Source organism: Adhaeribacter aerolatus, from assembly GCF_007991635.1.
Classification (GTDB): domain Bacteria; phylum Bacteroidota; class Bacteroidia; order Cytophagales; family Hymenobacteraceae; genus Adhaeribacter; species Adhaeribacter aerolatus.
Genome location: NZ_BJYS01000036.1, coordinates 26,387 through 42,985 on the forward strand (window position 1 = coordinate 26,387; position 16,599 = coordinate 42,985).

A 16,599-nucleotide genomic window follows, 5' to 3' on the forward strand; every position below is an offset into this window, starting at 1 on the left:
AAGAATTTTTAAGACTGTTTGCAAATAAAAACTCATCTAATGAACTGCTGTTCTGGTGTTAGCGGGTGCACAAAGTAGAACAATCAGAATTAAGCTGCTAACTGCTATAGCAACGGGAGGCTGAATAGGTATCACATAAAAACAAAAAGGCCGAATAATTAAATATTCGGCCTTCTTGTTTTTAAGCTACTGGGGATTTTTAATTACGGGCAGCGCCTTTGGGTTTAATTTTTAGTTTCTCGCCCGGACTCACGTTAAAATCTGCTTTGTTATTCCAGTCCATTATTTCTTTAATGGTAACCCCGTAGCGACGGGAAATCTGGTACATCGATTCGCCGGCCGAGACGGTGTGGGAAACCGGACCAGCGGCATAACTGCCATTACTGGCTACAGTAGGCGCAACATCGGCGGTTTGTGCCTGCGGTTTATTTACTGTCGAAGTCGGGTAACTGGCCGATGTTACCGGCGGGGCAACCAGTTTCAGGTTCTGGCCAATCGCTAATGGCATTTCACCCAAATTATTCCAGGTTTTCAGATCCTCTAAAGAAACCTGGTACATCTTGGAAATAGCATATAACGTTTCGCCTTTGGTTACCACGTGTACACCGGGGTTTGATGCTGGCTGCGCCAAAGCCTTAGCCGGCTCTTTGTAAACGGAGGCCGGAGCGGTAGTTTTAGTAGGCGCGGCAGCTACCGGTTCTTTTAATATTACGGCTGGTTTGGGAGCCGGCGTTTCTATCGCAGTAGTTTCAGTTATCGCATTCGAATCGGTAGCCGTAGGGGTATTAATTTCAGTTGCAGTTGTGGTGGCTACCGGAGCGGGCGTTTTAGTTCTGCTGTAAACCAAAGGCGCGGTTGGTTTATTTACCGGCTCAATTTGCTTGTCGATATTGGCAGATAAAGAATCATCGGTCTCTTCGGCTTCTTCGTTGGTTTGGGCAATGGCTTCATCCAGCGATGGCTCAGCTGGGCTCGGGGTCGCACTGGTAGTTGCAGCCTCATTTATGGTGGTTTCTGCCGCAGGTGTTGTTGCAGGTGCTGGTCTGGTTGCTAGCTGGGGTTCAGCTACTGGTTCAGGGGTGGCGGGTACTTCCACTTCCTGTACTTTCGCTGGTTTCTTTTTCACGCCAAACCATTTATTCAAGCGTTTTTCCAAAGCCGACGCTATCGACTTTTCTTCTTCGCGGTTTGAATCAGCAGATTTGTTTTCGGTTCTGGCTTTTGCCGGATCGTCGTTTTGGGCCAGAATACCTGGTTGAGCGGGTGCCGGAGCATTGTCGGGATACGTTTTCTGGAACTCAACCGGCGTATTGGCCGGCCGGCGGCGCTGCATCCACAGCAACCGGCCTTCGGCCAAGGTTTCGGTGGCTTTTAAGCGGTTGTAGAACAAAAGCGAGCGTACTTTTACGCCGTGTTGCTGCGCCACCTGCTGAATGGTTTCGCCTTGTTTTACTACGTGGTAGGGCGCATCGGCTTTGCTGTGCTTCATCTCTAAATAATAGGCTTCGCCGGGTACAATCGGGTCGAAACTATACATGTCGTTGTACATCAGGAACCGACGGGCGGGCATATCGGCTTCGGCGGCCAGTTTATCTTTGGTATCGCCGCGGCGGGCAATAATTACTTTCAGGTTATTTTGTTTCCGGAATTCGCGTTTGCCGGTTTGCTCGGCGTAGGTATTCTGGCTACCGGTACGGTTAGAGGCATATATTACCGACTGCTGATCGGGGTTGGTAACCGGAATAAGGACGGTATAGGTTTTATCGTAAGGTACCGCCCGACCGTGCAGCCACTTATTATATTTTTGTAATTCGGCTTCATCGGTTTGGGTTTCCATCGCAATTTCGCGGAAGCTTTTGCCCGCCGAAGCCGTCATTTCCTGCAATAAAATCATTGGCGCGGGGTTGCGGCCCACGTAATTACTGAAAGCTACTTTGTGCGCTAAAAATGTAAGAATATACGGATGCGTTCTTTCCGTAATATCCATTTCTTTTTTATTTACATCGTTGGGCTTGGCGTAACCTTTAGCGCCGGTTAACCCCAAGTTGTAAGAGAGCAACGTGTTGTGCCAGTTTTTATAATATACATTGTTGTGCTTTACCAGGTAGCGGGCGGCACCTCGGGTAGATTCTATAATATGCTTACGTTCATCAATATCCTGGTTTATCTGCAATTTCTGGTCCGAGGCGGCTTCTTTTTTAAATTGCCAGAAACCTACGGCGTTGGAGGTCGAAACCGCATCCGAAACCAGGCCGCTTTCCTGCAAGGCCAAATATTTAAAATCATCGGGTAAGCCTTCTTCCCGGAAAATGCGCTCAATAATCGGGAAATACGTATCGGCCCGGTCTACTTTAGCCTGGAAATAAGTCGGGTATTTGGTTAAGGCATCTACTTGTCTTTGTATTTCCTGCCGGCCCCTATCGTTTACCCGCAGGTGCTGGTCTGCAAAATAAATATCCGAAGGAACAATAATATTTTGGGCATTAGCCAGGAAGCTGATACAGCTTAGGAGGAACAAAATGGTACCTTTTCGCATAACAACAGGCTTTAAGTGAATAAATTATGGATTAAGAAATAATATTAAAAGCAATCGGTTCTTCGGTTTTTGCCGCAACTGGCGCAAAAACAGACGCAACCGGAGAACAAAATAGCAGATTTAGTGCCGAATCAGGAATTTTTCGGGTGATTACTTATCTACAATTTATCCACAAGTTATCCAAAGCAACTCTTTAAGGTTGATACACCAAATTGCATAGAATGAATAAGTTGCAAATGTAGTTGTTTTAGCAAAGCCGTTGAAATATGCTAAAATTAGAAGAATAGGAAGTAAGAAGTAAAGCCTGAAAATAGCAATATAATTTTCTTATATATTTCTGAACGAGCGCTTTATAAAACTTATTGCCTTACTTTTTGCGCATTAGCAACAGCCCGTCGCGGAGCGGCAAAAGCACGTTCTCTACCCGGTCGTCCTGCTGTATTTTTTGGTTAAAATCCAGGATAGCCTGGGTGTCTTTGTCTATTTTTTTACACGGTTGCTGCACTACTTTGCCACTCCAGAGCACATTGTCGGCCAGGATAAAACCACCCGCAACGGTTTTCTCCAGAATCAGGTCGTAGTAGCGGCTGTAGTTAATTTTATCGGCATCAATAAATACCAGGTCGAATTGAATATCTAGGGTAGGAATAATTTCGAGGGCATTGCCGAGGTAATATTTTATTCTGTTCTCCAGCCCGGCTTCCGCTACATACTTCCGGACCAAGTCTTCGAGTTCGTCGTTGATATCTATGGTATGTAACTGTCCATCCGGGGCTAAACCTTCCGCCAAACACAAACCCGAGTAGCCGGTGTAAGTGCCAATCTCCAATATTTGCTTGGGTTTAATCATGTGCGACAACATAGCCAACACCCGGCCCTGGTAATGCCCCGAAAGCATACGGGGCATTAACACCTTTAAGTAAGTTTCGCGGTTTAGCCGCTGCAACAGTTCCGGCTCCGGGCTGGTGTGCTGCAATACATATTCCTGAAGCTCTTTGGAGAGAAAATCCATAACAAGTATTTTAATGTCTAATTATTAGCCGGTATGTAATTCAGGTAGCTTAAATTGTCTTCGTGCAAAACCTCGTTGGCAATATCCTGCAGTTGTTTGGCCGTTATGCCCCGGATTTGGTCGAATATTTCGTTCAGTGTTTCCACTTTGTCCAGGTCCAGAATGCTTTTGCCCAGCATCATCATTAAACCAATATTGCTTTCTTCGGCCATAGCCAGTTGGCCCATGAGTTGTTCTTTGGCGGTATGTAGTTGTACCGTGCCTAAAGGCTTTTCGCGCAATATTTTAAGTTCCTTTAATACCAGCGAGGTCGTTCGGTTTAGCTGTTTTTTTTCGGTGCCAAAGTAAATGCCAAACAAGCCGGTATCGATATAAGTAGTGTAGTTGGCATCGATGGTATAAACCAACCCGTGTTTTTCGCGCACCGCCAGGTTTAACCGCGAGTTCATGCCAGGCCCACCTAAAATATTAGAGAGCATAAAAAACGGAATTCGCTTTTCGTCCGCAAGGGCATAAGCCGGACAGCCTATCATACAATGGGCCTGGGTAATGGGTTTTTCCAGGTTTACCCGGTTGGGCTGGTACTGGCTAAATGGTTGCCGCTCGCGACTGCTCTCGATGCGGGGCAGCGGTGCCAAATATTTCTGGCTAAGTTTTAAAACTTTATCGAAAGGTAAATTACTCACCGAACAGAAAACCAGCCGATTGGTACTCATGTTGTCCTGAATAAACTTGAGAAAATCAGCTTTTTTAAAGCCCGATACGCTTTCGCGGGTACCTAAAATATTATTGCCCAGGCTGTGATTGCCAAATATAACATTGTCAAACTCATCTATCACTGCGTCTTCAGGCGTGTCGAGGTACATGGCCATTTCTTCCAGAATAACGCCGCGCTCTTTTTCTATTTCTTTGCCCGGAAAAACGGAGTTAAAAGTGATATCAGTCAGCAGGTCGAAGGCTTTTTCGAAATGGTTATCCAATACCGAAGCATAAAAACACAGCTTTTCTTTGGTGGTATAGGCATTTAGTTCGCCGCCCACCGTTTCGAGGCGGTTGAGAATATGAAACGATTTGCGTTTTTTGGTGCCTTTAAACGCCATGTGCTCCCAGAAATGGGCAATACCCAGTTCTTCCGGCTTTTCGTCGCGGCTGCCAATATCCAGCATAAAGCCGCTGTGGGCAATTTTGGTATGGGTAACTTGTTTATGAATAATACGAATGCCGTTAGGCAAAGTATGCAGTTGATAATCAGGCATGCAATATAAATTTGGGAGGGCAAAGGTACGAAATATTAAAGAGAAAACCGTTTAAACCGGCTTATTTGCCCGCGAGCAGTTCTATGTAAAGCCGATGGATTTGGGTAATGGTTTTTCTGGGACGGAAACGGGTTGCCTGTTCTACACCTTTTTGGATCATGTCGGCTCTTAATTGCTGGTCTTGGGCTGCCTGCTTCAATAAATCGGCAAGATGGCTTATATTATTCGGTTCGGCGTAAAGGGCTGCTTCGCCGCCGGCTTCGCTAAAACATGAACCCGTAGAGGTGACAACCGGCACGCCGCTGTTCAACGCTTCCAGGATTGGAATACCAAAACCTTCGAAAACCGAGGGGTATACAAATAAATAAGCTAACTGGTAAATCGCCGGTAATTCTTCGGTGGGAATATAAGGCAGAAATATTACGCGTTGGACTAGATTGTTTTGCCCGATAAAAGCCTCTAGTTCTTTTTTATAAGTGGTGGCGCGGCCAATAAATATAACCGGTAAATCAGCAGCAAGACCGGCCTGGTGCCAGGCCCGGAGCAATTGCAACTGGTTTTTCCGCGGCTCCAAAGTGCCTACGCATAATATAAAAGTATCGGGTAGCTTATATTTCTGTTTAATTAATTGCAGGTTTTCGGCGGGTAATAATTGATGAAAGATGGGGTTACAATCCTGGTAAATAACCTCAATTTTCTCCTCTGGAATATTATAATGCTGCATAATATCCTGACGGGTTTGTTCGCTGATAGCAATAATTCTATTTGCCCGGCGGCAGGCGTACCGGAATTTATAATGATACACTTGCCGGTCGATGGGTTTGTACAACTCGGGGTACCGGATAAAAATTAAATCGTGAATGGTAACCACCTGTTTTAAGTTAGGCGGCAGGCCAGCCGGTAATTCGTTGCTCAGGCCGTGATAAAGCTTAATATCTTGTTTTTTTAGGTCGGCTCCTAAACCAAAGGTACGCCACAAGGCCGGCAATGCTTTGTGCCAGTTGGTGGGTGTTATTATTTTTACCTGGTCGGAGGTAGCATAAAATTGCCGGAATGTTTCGGAAACGCGGGGTGTAAACAAGAAATATTCATCCTGCGGATAATATTCAGCTAAACCCGAAATAACAAAACGGCTGTAATTGCCCAGGCCGGAGGTATTATTAAAAGCTCTTTTGGCGTCCAGGCCTATTCTCATAGAGGTTACGGGGTTAAGCGGGCAAAATTAAGCTTACTGGTTGATATTTAATATTTATACCGGTTGTTTAACTTTTATTTCTGAAAGATGCTGCTAATATTTGCTTAGTTACTTAGTTTTACCGGTATTTATTTGGCCGAAAAATTGCTGGTTTTTCCGGCTAATTGCCTAAAATTTATGATGCTCCTATGAAATACGAACGTATTAACGCCGACTTATTTGTCCAGAACCGCAAGCAATATTGCAGCCGTTTAAAGCCCTGTTCGCTGGCTGTTTTTCAGTCGAACGATATTATGCCCACCAACGCCGACGGAACCATGGCTTTCCGGCAAAGCAGCGATTTGTTTTATTTAAGCGGCGTAGACCAGGAAGAAAGTATTTTGCTGTTGTTTCCGGATGCGAAAGATGTAAAGCACCACGAGATTCTGTTCGTGCGCGAAACCAACGACCATATATTAACCTGGGAAGGCTATAAATTAACAAAAGATGAAGCCCGGGAAGTATCGGGTATTAAAACCATTTACTGGACCTCAGAATTTAAACAGGTTTTTAATGCGTTAATGGCCGAAGCCGAAAACGTATACCTGAACACCAACGAACATTTGCGGGCGGTGATAGAGGTAGAAACCCGCGATGCCCGCTTTTTAAAATGGTGCCGCGAAACCTACCCGCTGCACCAGTACCACCGCAGCGCCCCTATTATGCATCACCTGCGGGCCGTTAAATCCGATATTGAAATAGAGTTAATTAAAAAAGCTTGTAGAATTACCGAAAAAGCTTTTCTGCGGTTGCTTAAATTTATTAAGCCGGGCGTGATGGAGTACGAAATTGAAGCGGAGATTGTGCACGAGTTTATCCGCAACCGGTCCCGCGGACCAGCATACGGTTCTATTATTGCTTCCGGCGCTAACGCCTGCATCCTGCACTACGTAGATAACTTCCGCGAATGTAAAGACGGCGATGTGGTGCTGATGGATTTTGGCGCCGAATACGCCAACTACGCCGCCGACCTGACCCGCACGGTACCGGTAAACGGTAAATTTACGCCGCGCCAGAGAGAGGTATATAATTCGGTGCTGCACGTACTCAAAACGGCCCGCAACATGCTGGTGCCCGGTAATACTTTAGACCAGTACCATTCGTTTGTGGGCACGGTTATGGAAAACGAACTGATAAAACTGGGCTTGCTGAACGAAAGCGACGTTAAAAATCAAGATCCGGATAAGCCGCTGTACAAGAAATATTTTATGCACGGCACCTCGCATCATTTGGGTTTAGACGTACACGATGTGGGCAATAAATACCGGCCATTTGAGCCCGGCATGGTTTTTACCTGCGAGCCCGGCATCTATATCCGCGAAGAAGGCTTGGGAATCCGGCTGGAGAACGATATTCTGGTAACCCACAGCGGCCCCGTAGATTTAATGCAGAATATTCCGCTGGAACCCGAAGAGATTGAGCGACTCATGCAAAGCTGATTTTAGAGAACAATTTTTTTAATGCTTTAATACGAGACAGATATGGCCCCGCGCGATACCTGTCTTTTTATTTTAGGCTGGTAGCTCCGCAAACTATAAGCTGCACAAGTAAGGATTGAAATAATTTTAGGGGAGTTAACAGCTACAGAATTGCTTCAGAATTAGATTATAATATTGGTTTATTAAGTATTGATTATTGTTAACTTTTAGGGGCAGCCCCTCATTCCTGGTTTCTTTAGAGAAACTAGGATTACCGAGTAAATAAAGCAAATGTTTGGGTGGAATAAAGTTTTATTTATCAGGTTCGGGGCTGCCTACTTAACAAAATAATTTTCACCCCCTTCGGATAGCTTACCGGCTAAGTTACATGTATAAAGTTTTTATTTACTTAGTTTGCTTCTTCCTCTTTTTCGGAGCCTTGCCTGCTTTGGGTCAGGTAAAACCGGAAATGCGCCTTTTTACGTTGGCGGAGGTGGTCCGGCAGGCCAAAGAAAACTCGCCCAGTTACCGGTACACTTCAGTTTTGTTCGAGAACAAGCAATGGCAGTACAAATCTTTTAAAGCTAATTTCTTACCCCAGTTAAACCTAAACGGATATTTACCGGAGTATAATAAAAATATTGTACCGGTATTGCAGCCAAACGGGAGCATAATTCCACAACCCAACCATAGCGCGGCTTCTGCTTTGGCTTTATCGCTGGGGCAGGAGGTATGGTTTACCGGCGGCTATATTTCCATCAACAGTAATATTAACCGGTTCGATGATTTTATAGAAGGCAAGGAGCGAATTCCCCGGCGTTATACAGCAGTGCCGGCTACCATTACTTTTAATCAGCCGTTTTTTGGGTACCGGTGGCTAAAATGGGAGAATAAGGTGCAGCCCTTACGCTACGAAGAGGCTCGGCGCGATTACTGGGAACGCATGGAAGGCATTGCCGAAGAAGCCACGAGCCACTTCTTTAGTTTATTACTCAGCCAGATTAGTCTCCAGATTGCCGAAAAAAATGTCAGTACAAACGAAATATTGTATAAAAACGCGCAGGAACGGTTTAGTAAAGGCAGCATGCCCGAAAATGAGTTGCTGCAGATTGAGCTAAGTTTATTAAACTCGCGGCAAAACCTGGAGCAAACCACTTTGGATGTGGAAGGTAGTACCTTACGCCTAAAAATATACCTGGGCTTAACCGATGATGAACCCATTATGTTGGTACCACCCTCGGAGATTCCGGAATTTGCGGTAGACGAGAAATTTGCCCTGGAGCAAGCCCATAAGTACCGGCAGCGCATAATTGGTTTTAAGCGCGAGTTACTGGAAGCCGAGATGAGCATGGCCCGGGCCAAAGGTGAGACCGGGGCTACGGCCAGCTTGTTTGCCTCTTTTGGCCTTACCCAGCAAGCCAAAAATATACCCGATGTTTACCAGCAACTCTCCGAACAGCAACGTTTGCGGATTGGTTTTAATATTCCGGTAATGGATTGGGGCCGTTCGGATGCGCGTTTGGGTACGGCCAAGGCCAACCAGGAACTCGTAAAAGCCAACGTAGAGCAGCAGCGGATTAACTTCGACCAGGATATTTATTTGAATGTAAAGCGCTTTAAGGTACTGCGCAACCAGATGGCGGTGGCCAAACGCACCGATGAAATAGCTGAAAAGCGCTACACCTTAACCAAGGAACGCTACCTGGACGGGCAAATTGGCATTCTGGATTTAAACGTAGCTACCGAAGAAAGAGACAAGGCTACACGTAGTTATGTAAGCGCCCTCCGTAATTTCTGGATGGCTTATTATAACCTGCGGCAAATAACGTTGTACGATTTTGAGTTAAATAAACCAATAATAGCTGAGTAGATTAGCCTTTAATAAATTTTTACTCCCGGATAAAGGGTTCATTTTCAATACCTGACTAAAAATAAACAGCGAATGAGAAATTTTTTTGCAGTTGTAATTTTAGAAGAACTTAACAGAAAGACTACCGGGTAAATATTATCTTTCTATATTTGCGGCCATTAAAAGTAAAATAAGGAGGCAAATAAGTGCCGGAAAGTTTTTACAGAACGTAACTGTAAAGCCGGGTTTTAAAAATTAAAATAGAAAAGGCATAATATTATTAAATCTTACTGCTTTTTTACCCGTACATAAAAACCATAAAAGGAAATTGCTATATAAAGGCAACATTTTTTTGTAAACGGGGTATATACGCAAAACTTAATATTTATTATTTATAACTCTAATTAATTTTTTCAGTTTTCACACTAAACTACAAACTATGAAGAAAGTTCTAAACAAAATGGTAGCAATGGCATTCTTGCTTAGTGCCTTTTTGGCTACCTCTGTCCAGGCACAAAATGCCGACAATAAATGGGCTGTATCAGGTTTTGCCAGCGTTTACCAATACAAAGGTAACTTAGGTACAGAGTGGTTCGAATTCGGCCAGGGTCGTACGGGTGGCGGTTTAAGCATTTCCCGTTATTTAAGCCCTTCGTTTGACTTTGTGGCCCAATTCAGTGGCGCTCGCATCGACTACAACAACAACGTACAAGGTGGTGTTTATGCTGCCGGCCGACCAAGAAACATGTACTTCGACGGTGAAACGCGCAATATTATTGGCGCTTTCAAATTAAAGATGAACAATGGCAAGATTCTGAAAGAAGATGCCTTTATTCAGCCTTACCTGATGTTAGGTTACGGTGGTGCATTTTCAGATGTATCTGGTAAAGGTGCGCACGGCTTGTTCGGCGAAAACCAGCCTGCTAACCGCGGTACCGACGGTGATTTAAGCCACGGTGTTGCCTTTGGCGCTGCCGGTATTGGTCTACGTATTACCGAAAGACTAGGTGCTTTTATCCAAACTGGCCAGATTTATACCTTCACCGACCAGTACGATGGTTTCAAACGTGCTGGTGACAAACGTCCGGACCGTTTCTTACAGCACAACTTTGGTTTAACCTTTGCTTTGGGTAAACCAAAAGATACCGACATGGACGGTGTGCCTGACAGAAAAGACAAATGCCCTGACACCCCATCTGGTGTAAAAGTTGATGAAAATGGTTGTCCGGTTGATACCGATAAAGACGGTGTGCCAGATTACCAGGATAACTGCCCAGATGTAGCCGGTGTTGCTAACCTGAATGGTTGCCCAGATAAAGATGGTGACGGTGTAGCTGATGCTCAGGATCAGTGCCCAGACCAACCAGGTACTGCTGCTTTACAAGGCTGCCCAGATGCTGACGGCGACGGTGTTGCTGACCAAAACGACAAATGCCCAGGCACTCCAGCCGGAACCCAAGTAGATGCCACTGGTTGTCCGCTTGATGCTGATGCTGATGGTGTAGCTGATGCTGCTGATAAGTGCCCAGATACTCCTGCTGGTACCCAAGTAGATTCTACTGGTTGCCCACTGCGTAAACCAATCCCACGTGGTGTTGGTCGTGGAACCCTGAAAGATACTACTTACATCCAGTTCGAATTCGACAAAGCGGTATTAAGAAAAGTTTCTTTCAGAACTTTAGACCAAGTTGTTCGCTTCCTGAAAGCTAACCCTGAGTTTACTGTAAACGTTTCTGGTCACGCTGATGCAACTGGTACCGACGAATACAACCAAGGCTTATCTGAAAGAAGAGCCGCCGCTGTAGCCCGTTACCTGACTGCCAGAGGCCGACTAGGCAAAGAACGTGTAACTACGGTAGGTTACGGTGAGTCCAGACCACGTGCCGACAACGAAACGGCTGAAGGTCGAGCGCTGAACCGAAGAGCACAAGTTGAACTCGTAGTTGAATAACCTTAAAATTAATCCTGTAAAATATTAAGGATTAATACAGAAGAGCCGCCGGAGGATTCTCCGGCGGCTCTTTTTTATTTTAATATTTGTTAAGGCAAAACAGAAGTAGCAGCTGTTCGTGTCCGTAGATGCGCCTTGTTTTTTTGCCGCTAATGCCTAAATAAAATATGGATGCATTGTAGGAAATGAGAAAGATTTAGACCATGCCAATACTATGGCAAAACTGCTATCGTAAATATTGTTTAATAATTTAAGTTAGCGGCCAGAGGCCGGCAGGAAACCTTCACCGGCAATAGCGCTATATTATGTTACGCGCACTAATAATTCTGTTTTGATGTAATTACATAGAGATGCACGCTCCTCGGTTTGTGCCCTTTTGAACCGGAAATAAAGCAGTTTATTAGCGCTATTTAGAATTTGAAGGATTGCGGTCAGCAGCCGAAAAAGAAGAAACACGGGTGAGGACACCAGCGCAGGAAACGGATTAAAAATAAAATTTAGGGAAACGCAGATTTGTCGTAACCTGCTATCGAAGCTGTTAAATATTTAACAGGACTTTCGCAAAATTATCCAAAGTCCCCCTTTGGAGGGGGCAAGGGGGAGGATTTACAATGTTAAAAACCATTTTGCGAAAGTCTTATTTAAACTAAAAGCAAGAATGGTCGGCATTGGTGGTGTTATCACCGCCAATCTTAAAGCTCTTGCCCGGCTAATTGCCGGTGAAAACAAACGGCAAGGGCTACTGACGAGCTAATTCTTAAAATGCGAAACGGCTTCTTCTTAAATTAGACGGTATTTAAGGTTTCTAGCAAATAAGAGCCCCTGAAAATATCAGCAAAAAAAAATTGCCGGAAGAAGGTAGGGGTAAGTGTCAGAAAGGACAAATATCCTTAATATGGAAAGCTTGTAAGCTACCAAATTATAGGAAATAAAGTACGAAAAGGAATAAAGTTAAATTTAACCGTACTGTTTGCGATAACAAAAGGTAATTTAGTTAAGCTACCTGTGAAGCTAGTAAATACAATACCGCCATCCGAATAGCAACGCCGTTTTCTACCTGGTTCAGAATAATAGAATGTTGGGAGTCGGCGGCATCGCTGCTGAGTTCCACACCCCGGTTAATGGGGCCCGGGTGCATGATGGTTATTTCTTTATCCAGGCTGTCGAGTAATTTTTTGTCGATGCCATAATATAAGGTGTATTCCCGGAGCGAAGGAAAATATTTCATTTGCTGCCGCTCCAACTGTATACGCAAAACATTGGCCACATCGCACCAGGCCAGGGCTTTCCTGACATCCAGTTCTACCTTTACCCCCAGTTCCGAAATATAGCGCGGCAGCAAAGTAATCGGACCGCAAACCATTACTTCGGCCCCTAATTTCTTTAAAGCAAAAATATTAGACAGGGCAACCCGCGAGTGCAGAATATCGCCAATAATGGCTACTTTTTTGCCGGCTACTTCGCCGTACTTTTCACGGATAGAGAAAGAATCGAGCAGCGCCTGGGTGGGATGTTCGTGGGTGCCGTCGCCGGCATTTACAATATTGGCTTTAATGTGGCGTGATAGAAAATGCGGAGCACCGGCACTGGCATGGCGCATCACAATCATATCTACCTTCATGGCCAATATATTATTAACCGTATCCAGCAAAGTTTCACCTTTTTTTACGGAACTGCCACTCGCCGAAAAGTTAATAACATCGGCCGATAATCTTTTCTCGGCCAGCTCAAAAGAAAGCCGGGTGCGGGTAGAGTTTTCGAAAAATACGTTGGCAATGGTAATATCGCGCAGCGAAGGTACTTTCTTAATGGTCCGGCTGAGTACTTCTTTAAAGTTGTCGGCCGTTTCAAATATTAAGGAAATATCGGCCGGGGTTAGATCTTTAATTCCGAGTAAATGCCGGACACTTAATTGTTGCATGCTTACAATTCTTCGTTTTTAGTAATAAGCCAGACGTTATCTTCTGCCTTTTCCGGACTTTTCCATTCCACCAGTACTTTTTCGGAAGGCAGTGAGTTTACATATTTGCCCACGTACATGGCCTCGATGGGTAAATGACGGGTATACCGCCGATCGATTAACACCAGCAATTCTACCTTAGCCGGACGGCCGTAAGCTATCATGGCATCCAGTGCCGCCCGCACCGAGCGGCCCGTGTATAAAACATCATCTACCAGAATTACCTTCTGGTTTTCGATGTGGAAATTAATTTTAGTAGCATTGGCCGTTATCGGGCTTTCGCGCCGCCTAAAATCATCGCGGTGGAAAGTAATATCTAACTGGCCGGTCCGGGCGGGGAACCCCAATATTTGCTGTAGTTTTTGCGTTAAACGCTCGGCCAGGTAAATGCCGCGGGGCTGCAGACCCAGAATAACAGATTCAGAAAAGTCTACATGGTTTTCGATGAGCTGGTGGGCCAGCCGCTGGAGCATAATGTCCAACAATTGATCGCTTACGATAAGTCTTTTCTGCATGGCGGTATTCTTGCGCAAATATAAATATTAGATAGCAGGGGCAAAATTTAAATTCAAAATTAACCGAATCCGGATTGATTAAACGCGCTGCTTTTAACTAATCTGTTGCTAAGGTCGGGCAAATATTGCCCCCAGAAATATTCATTCGGTATAATATAACTACTTGTACCGTATACTGTTCCTGTAATCTATTATCCTAAATATGGTTATGAAACCAAGGACAAGATTTAAAACGATACTTTGTTCAGGAAAAAAACTTCGCGGGCGGCGCTTTTAGGAGGTTTTATGCGCCCAAAACCAAAAGCTAAGAAATGCGGACCGTACCAATGCACAAAACCAGCGTCTTCTACCGAGGTAACTTTTTCCTGGGGATTATTGCCGGCCAGCGGCACCGATAAATCGTTGGCCGAAGTGCTGTCGCGGGTAAAAACTTTGTAGCGGATTTCTTCTTCGTGCAGATAAGCCATGGCTATCTGTTCGCCGGTAAAAGCAAAGTAGGTGGTTTGCCCCAAATTATTGCGAACTACATCTTTTAAAACAAAGCTGTTGTCCCAGAGTAATTTTCCGTTTTTATCAAAAGCACACAGTACCGCGTGCGAGTACCGGTATTCGCTGGCATCCGGGGTATTTCGGCCATAAGCGTTGGGGTACGGAAAGTAGCGGTCGAAGCCATAAATGCGGCTGTAGTAACCCGGCCAGCGGTACAAATTATTGCTGCCGCCCTGGGGCTGAAAAACTTCGGAAAATAAATAATAAACGCCGTCCTGTTGCACCAGATTGTGAAAAAGCAAGCGGTACCGGTGGCGTAAGTCTTTATCCTGACTCTTAAAGCGTTCGGCTTTTTGGTAAACTTTGCGGTGGGCGCGTTTACTCAGAAAATCGAAAAAGTGCTTGGTCTGAATAAAATCGATGTACCGGAGCGAATCGGGAGTGGTTAAAGCACTTGAAAAAAAGCCCTGGGCGTAGCGGGTATCGCGGTGGCTATAAGTACCAATTACCAATTTTTGCAGGCTGTCGCCGGGCGTTAGCTGCGCCGAAACCAGGTTGCGGCCAAATGGCGGTTGTAACAAAGTATTGCTGTATAAATTGCCGGCCGGGGTAAAGCGTTTTACCTGCAGCCGGCCTTTTATACCGTTGGTCTCCGATAAAATAAATTCGGCCCGGTTAGCCAGCGTATCCATGTGAAACTCTTCCAACGCATTTTCCTGGTCGTACAAAGCCGGTATGGTTTTAATATCTTTGGTCGCTTCGTTTATATGAATAACCAGCGAGTTGCGCGAACTATGGGCTGATATAAAGTAGTTGCCGTTTAGTACCTGAAAATGGTCCAGCTTAATATCGGCGTCTAAATCTTCCTGTTTTTTTAAATTAAAATTAGTTTTTTGGTGGGCACCGGTTTTAAGATTCATCTTCAGGATGAAAAACTTCCGCGGCACATTTTCGAGATACAACAGGTAAATGGAATTACCGCTGGCGTAAAACTGGTGAAAGTCGGGTTGGTCTTCCAGCTCCAGGTCGCTGGTCCAGAGAAGTTTCAGGCCCTTGGAATACCGCTGAAAAGAATGCTTTTCTTTAAAAGAACCAAAATTGGGTTGCTTGTAAACCAAAATGGTACTATCGGGTAGCGGAAAAACATGAATATTTTTTTCGAAAGATTTTTCTTCTAACTCCAAGCGTACCGATTGGTCTGGTTCCTGGTTTGGTCCCTCAGTCTCCTGCCCCCAACTGATATAAGGCAGCAGGAACCCCATAAAGGCAATAGCAGCGGCTAGTTTTTTTAAAGCTAATCTTATCATACCAGGGCCTGAAATTTACAGGAAACAAGAAACCGGGAGTTATTTATCTAATAAACGTTTAGTTGCTCATTCCCAGTATTAAGTCAAATTCTTCTGGTTTTAACGGCATTACCGATAACCGGGATTGCTTTAGCAAAGAGATATTTTCCAGACGCGAATCTTTTTTTATCTGGTCCAGGGTAACCTCTTTTTTTAAACTGGTTTCGGGTGCCAAATCCACGGCTACCCAGCGGGCATCGTCGGTGGTGCTATCGGGGTAAGCTTCCTGTGCCACCCGGGCTATTCCTACTACGGCTTTTTCCGAAACGCTGTGGTAAAAAAGTACTAAATCGTCTTTTTTCATTTGGCCTAAATTGTTGCGGGCCTGATAATTCCGGACCCCGGTCCAGGCAGTATTACCGTCTTTTACTAAATCGGCCCACGAGTAGGCCTCCGGTTCTGATTTAACTAACCAGTATTGCATGTTTTAAATAAATCTCTAAGTAAAAATTAATTTTTAAACGGTGGCAAATATGCCGATAATCAGGGAGCTTTGGTAGGTACTTTTTTAATTTTAAGTAAATCGGGGGCTAACGAAATTATTTGTAAGTCGAAGCCTTCGGGTTGCTCGGCCGCAAAACGGATGCGTAATACGTCGTCTTTAACTTTTTTCCAGCGGCCCGGGTGCTCTTCCAGGCCATCGGTGGGCGCAATAGTAAAAAGCCGGAAAGTGCCGTCGGCGCTTAAACTAAAACCGGTACGGCCCCGCGAAGGCGGAAAAGCGTAAGTATTGGGCCGGTAAACTTCTACCTCCGCGCTGTCTTCTTCCACGGCGTGTAACCAGGTTTTATCGTAAAACGGATCTAACGCTTCGGGCGCCTGCCGGCAGGTAGTACCCATTAAGCAAAATAAAGTTAAAACTAAGCCCGAGATATATTTAGTGTGCATGAAACGTAAAAAGTATAACTGGTTTAAGTTAACTTCTGTTGCTAATATACAATTATAATAAAGTAATTTAAATTTTATTCAGGCGGCAGGTGCGGCGCTTACTTGGGCCGGAAAGCCTTGGTTAACCTAACAAGCATAAGCGAGT

At 44.9% G+C, this 16,599-nt stretch carries 12 protein-coding genes; 3 read left to right on the plus strand and 9 right to left on the minus strand.

What is annotated here, in order from left to right:
• Positions 1–199: 199 nt before the first annotated feature.
• From AAE02nite_RS20460 to AAE02nite_RS20475, 4 genes are all read right to left on the minus strand, one after another.
• On the minus strand, positions 200–2,536 hold the full coding sequence (locus tag AAE02nite_RS20460) for a LysM peptidoglycan-binding domain-containing protein (protein ID WP_146902346.1): 2,337 nt from the start codon (positions 2,534–2,536) through the stop codon (positions 200–202).
• A gap of 367 nt (positions 2,537–2,903) precedes the next feature.
• Positions 2,904–3,548, minus strand: coding sequence for an O-methyltransferase (locus AAE02nite_RS20465; RefSeq protein ID WP_146902349.1), 645 nt, complete (start codon positions 3,546–3,548; stop codon positions 2,904–2,906).
• Positions 3,549–3,565: 17 nt separating this feature from the next.
• Positions 3,566–4,804: a M16 family metallopeptidase gene (locus AAE02nite_RS20470; RefSeq protein ID WP_146902353.1), complete on the minus strand. Its 1,239-nt coding sequence runs from the start codon at positions 4,802–4,804 to the stop codon at positions 3,566–3,568.
• Positions 4,805–4,865: 61 nt separating this feature from the next.
• Positions 4,866–5,999, minus strand: coding sequence for a glycosyltransferase family 4 protein (locus tag AAE02nite_RS20475; RefSeq protein WP_146902356.1), 1,134 nt, complete (start codon positions 5,997–5,999; stop codon positions 4,866–4,868).
• A gap of 188 nt (positions 6,000–6,187) precedes the next feature.
• Here AAE02nite_RS20475 and AAE02nite_RS20480 point away from each other — a divergent pair, with 188 nt between their 5' ends.
• The 3 genes from AAE02nite_RS20480 (at position 6,188) to AAE02nite_RS26970 (ending at position 11,256) form a co-directional block, all read left to right on the plus strand.
• Positions 6,188–7,477, plus strand: a complete 1,290-nt coding sequence (locus AAE02nite_RS20480; protein WP_146902360.1) for an aminopeptidase P N-terminal domain-containing protein — start codon at positions 6,188–6,190, stop codon at positions 7,475–7,477.
• Positions 7,478–7,844: 367 nt separating this feature from the next.
• The gene (locus tag AAE02nite_RS20485; protein WP_146902363.1) at positions 7,845–9,326 is read left to right on the plus strand and encodes a TolC family protein; all 1,482 of its coding nucleotides are present in this window, start codon (positions 7,845–7,847) and stop codon (positions 9,324–9,326) included.
• Between the two features lie 418 nt (positions 9,327–9,744).
• Positions 9,745–11,256 carry an OmpA family protein gene (locus tag AAE02nite_RS26970; protein WP_146902365.1) on the plus strand — a complete coding sequence of 504 codons (1,512 nt, stop codon included), beginning with the start codon at positions 9,745–9,747 and terminating at the stop codon, positions 11,254–11,256.
• A 994-nt stretch (positions 11,257–12,250) separates the two neighbouring features.
• Here the strand turns inward: AAE02nite_RS26970 and AAE02nite_RS20495 are convergent.
• The 5 genes from AAE02nite_RS20495 to AAE02nite_RS20515 form a co-directional block, all read right to left on the minus strand.
• Positions 12,251–13,177, minus strand: coding sequence for an aspartate carbamoyltransferase catalytic subunit (locus tag AAE02nite_RS20495; protein WP_146902368.1), 927 nt, complete (start codon positions 13,175–13,177; stop codon positions 12,251–12,253).
• A 2-nt stretch (positions 13,178–13,179) separates the two neighbouring features.
• Positions 13,180–13,731: a bifunctional pyr operon transcriptional regulator/uracil phosphoribosyltransferase PyrR gene (pyrR, locus tag AAE02nite_RS20500; protein WP_146902371.1), complete on the minus strand. Its 552-nt coding sequence runs from the start codon at positions 13,729–13,731 to the stop codon at positions 13,180–13,182.
• Positions 13,732–13,958: 227 nt separating this feature from the next.
• The gene (locus AAE02nite_RS20505) at positions 13,959–15,527 is read right to left on the minus strand and encodes a hypothetical protein (protein ID WP_146902374.1); all 1,569 of its coding nucleotides are present in this window, start codon (positions 15,525–15,527) and stop codon (positions 13,959–13,961) included.
• 58 nt (positions 15,528–15,585) lie between these two features.
• Complete coding sequence (locus tag AAE02nite_RS20510; protein ID WP_146902377.1) at positions 15,586–15,990, minus strand: EVE domain-containing protein; 405 nt, start codon at positions 15,988–15,990, stop codon at positions 15,586–15,588.
• A gap of 59 nt (positions 15,991–16,049) precedes the next feature.
• A complete protein-coding gene (locus AAE02nite_RS20515; RefSeq protein ID WP_146902380.1) occupies positions 16,050–16,454 on the minus strand; it encodes a hypothetical protein in 405 nt (134 codons plus the stop codon).
• Positions 16,455–16,599: the final 145 nt, after the last annotated feature.

Bases quoted from the DNA above. Each gene is read 5' to 3' on its own strand.
- AAE02nite_RS26970 (WP_146902365.1), top strand. From the start codon at position 9,745: ATGAAGAAAGTTCTAAACAAAATGGTAGCAATGGCATTCTTGCTTAGT.
- AAE02nite_RS20480 (WP_146902360.1), top strand. From the start codon at position 6,188: ATGAAATACGAACGTATTAACGCCGACTTATTTGTCCAGAACCGCAAG.
- AAE02nite_RS20505 (WP_146902374.1), bottom strand. From the start codon at position 15,527: ATGATAAGATTAGCTTTAAAAAAACTAGCCGCTGCTATTGCCTTTATG.
- AAE02nite_RS20470 (WP_146902353.1), bottom strand. From the start codon at position 4,804: ATGCCTGATTATCAACTGCATACTTTGCCTAACGGCATTCGTATTATT.
- AAE02nite_RS20485 (WP_146902363.1), top strand. From the start codon at position 7,845: ATGTATAAAGTTTTTATTTACTTAGTTTGCTTCTTCCTCTTTTTCGGA.
- pyrR (WP_146902371.1), bottom strand. From the start codon at position 13,731: ATGCAGAAAAGACTTATCGTAAGCGATCAATTGTTGGACATTATGCTC.
- AAE02nite_RS20515 (WP_146902380.1), bottom strand. From the start codon at position 16,454: ATGCACACTAAATATATCTCGGGCTTAGTTTTAACTTTATTTTGCTTA.
- AAE02nite_RS20460 (WP_146902346.1), bottom strand. From the start codon at position 2,536: ATGCGAAAAGGTACCATTTTGTTCCTCCTAAGCTGTATCAGCTTCCTG.
- AAE02nite_RS20495 (WP_146902368.1), bottom strand. From the start codon at position 13,177: ATGCAACAATTAAGTGTCCGGCATTTACTCGGAATTAAAGATCTAACC.
- AAE02nite_RS20465 (WP_146902349.1), bottom strand. From the start codon at position 3,548: ATGGATTTTCTCTCCAAAGAGCTTCAGGAATATGTATTGCAGCACACC.
- AAE02nite_RS20475 (WP_146902356.1), bottom strand. From the start codon at position 5,999: ATGAGAATAGGCCTGGACGCCAAAAGAGCTTTTAATAATACCTCCGGC.
- AAE02nite_RS20510 (WP_146902377.1), bottom strand. From the start codon at position 15,990: ATGCAATACTGGTTAGTTAAATCAGAACCGGAGGCCTACTCGTGGGCC.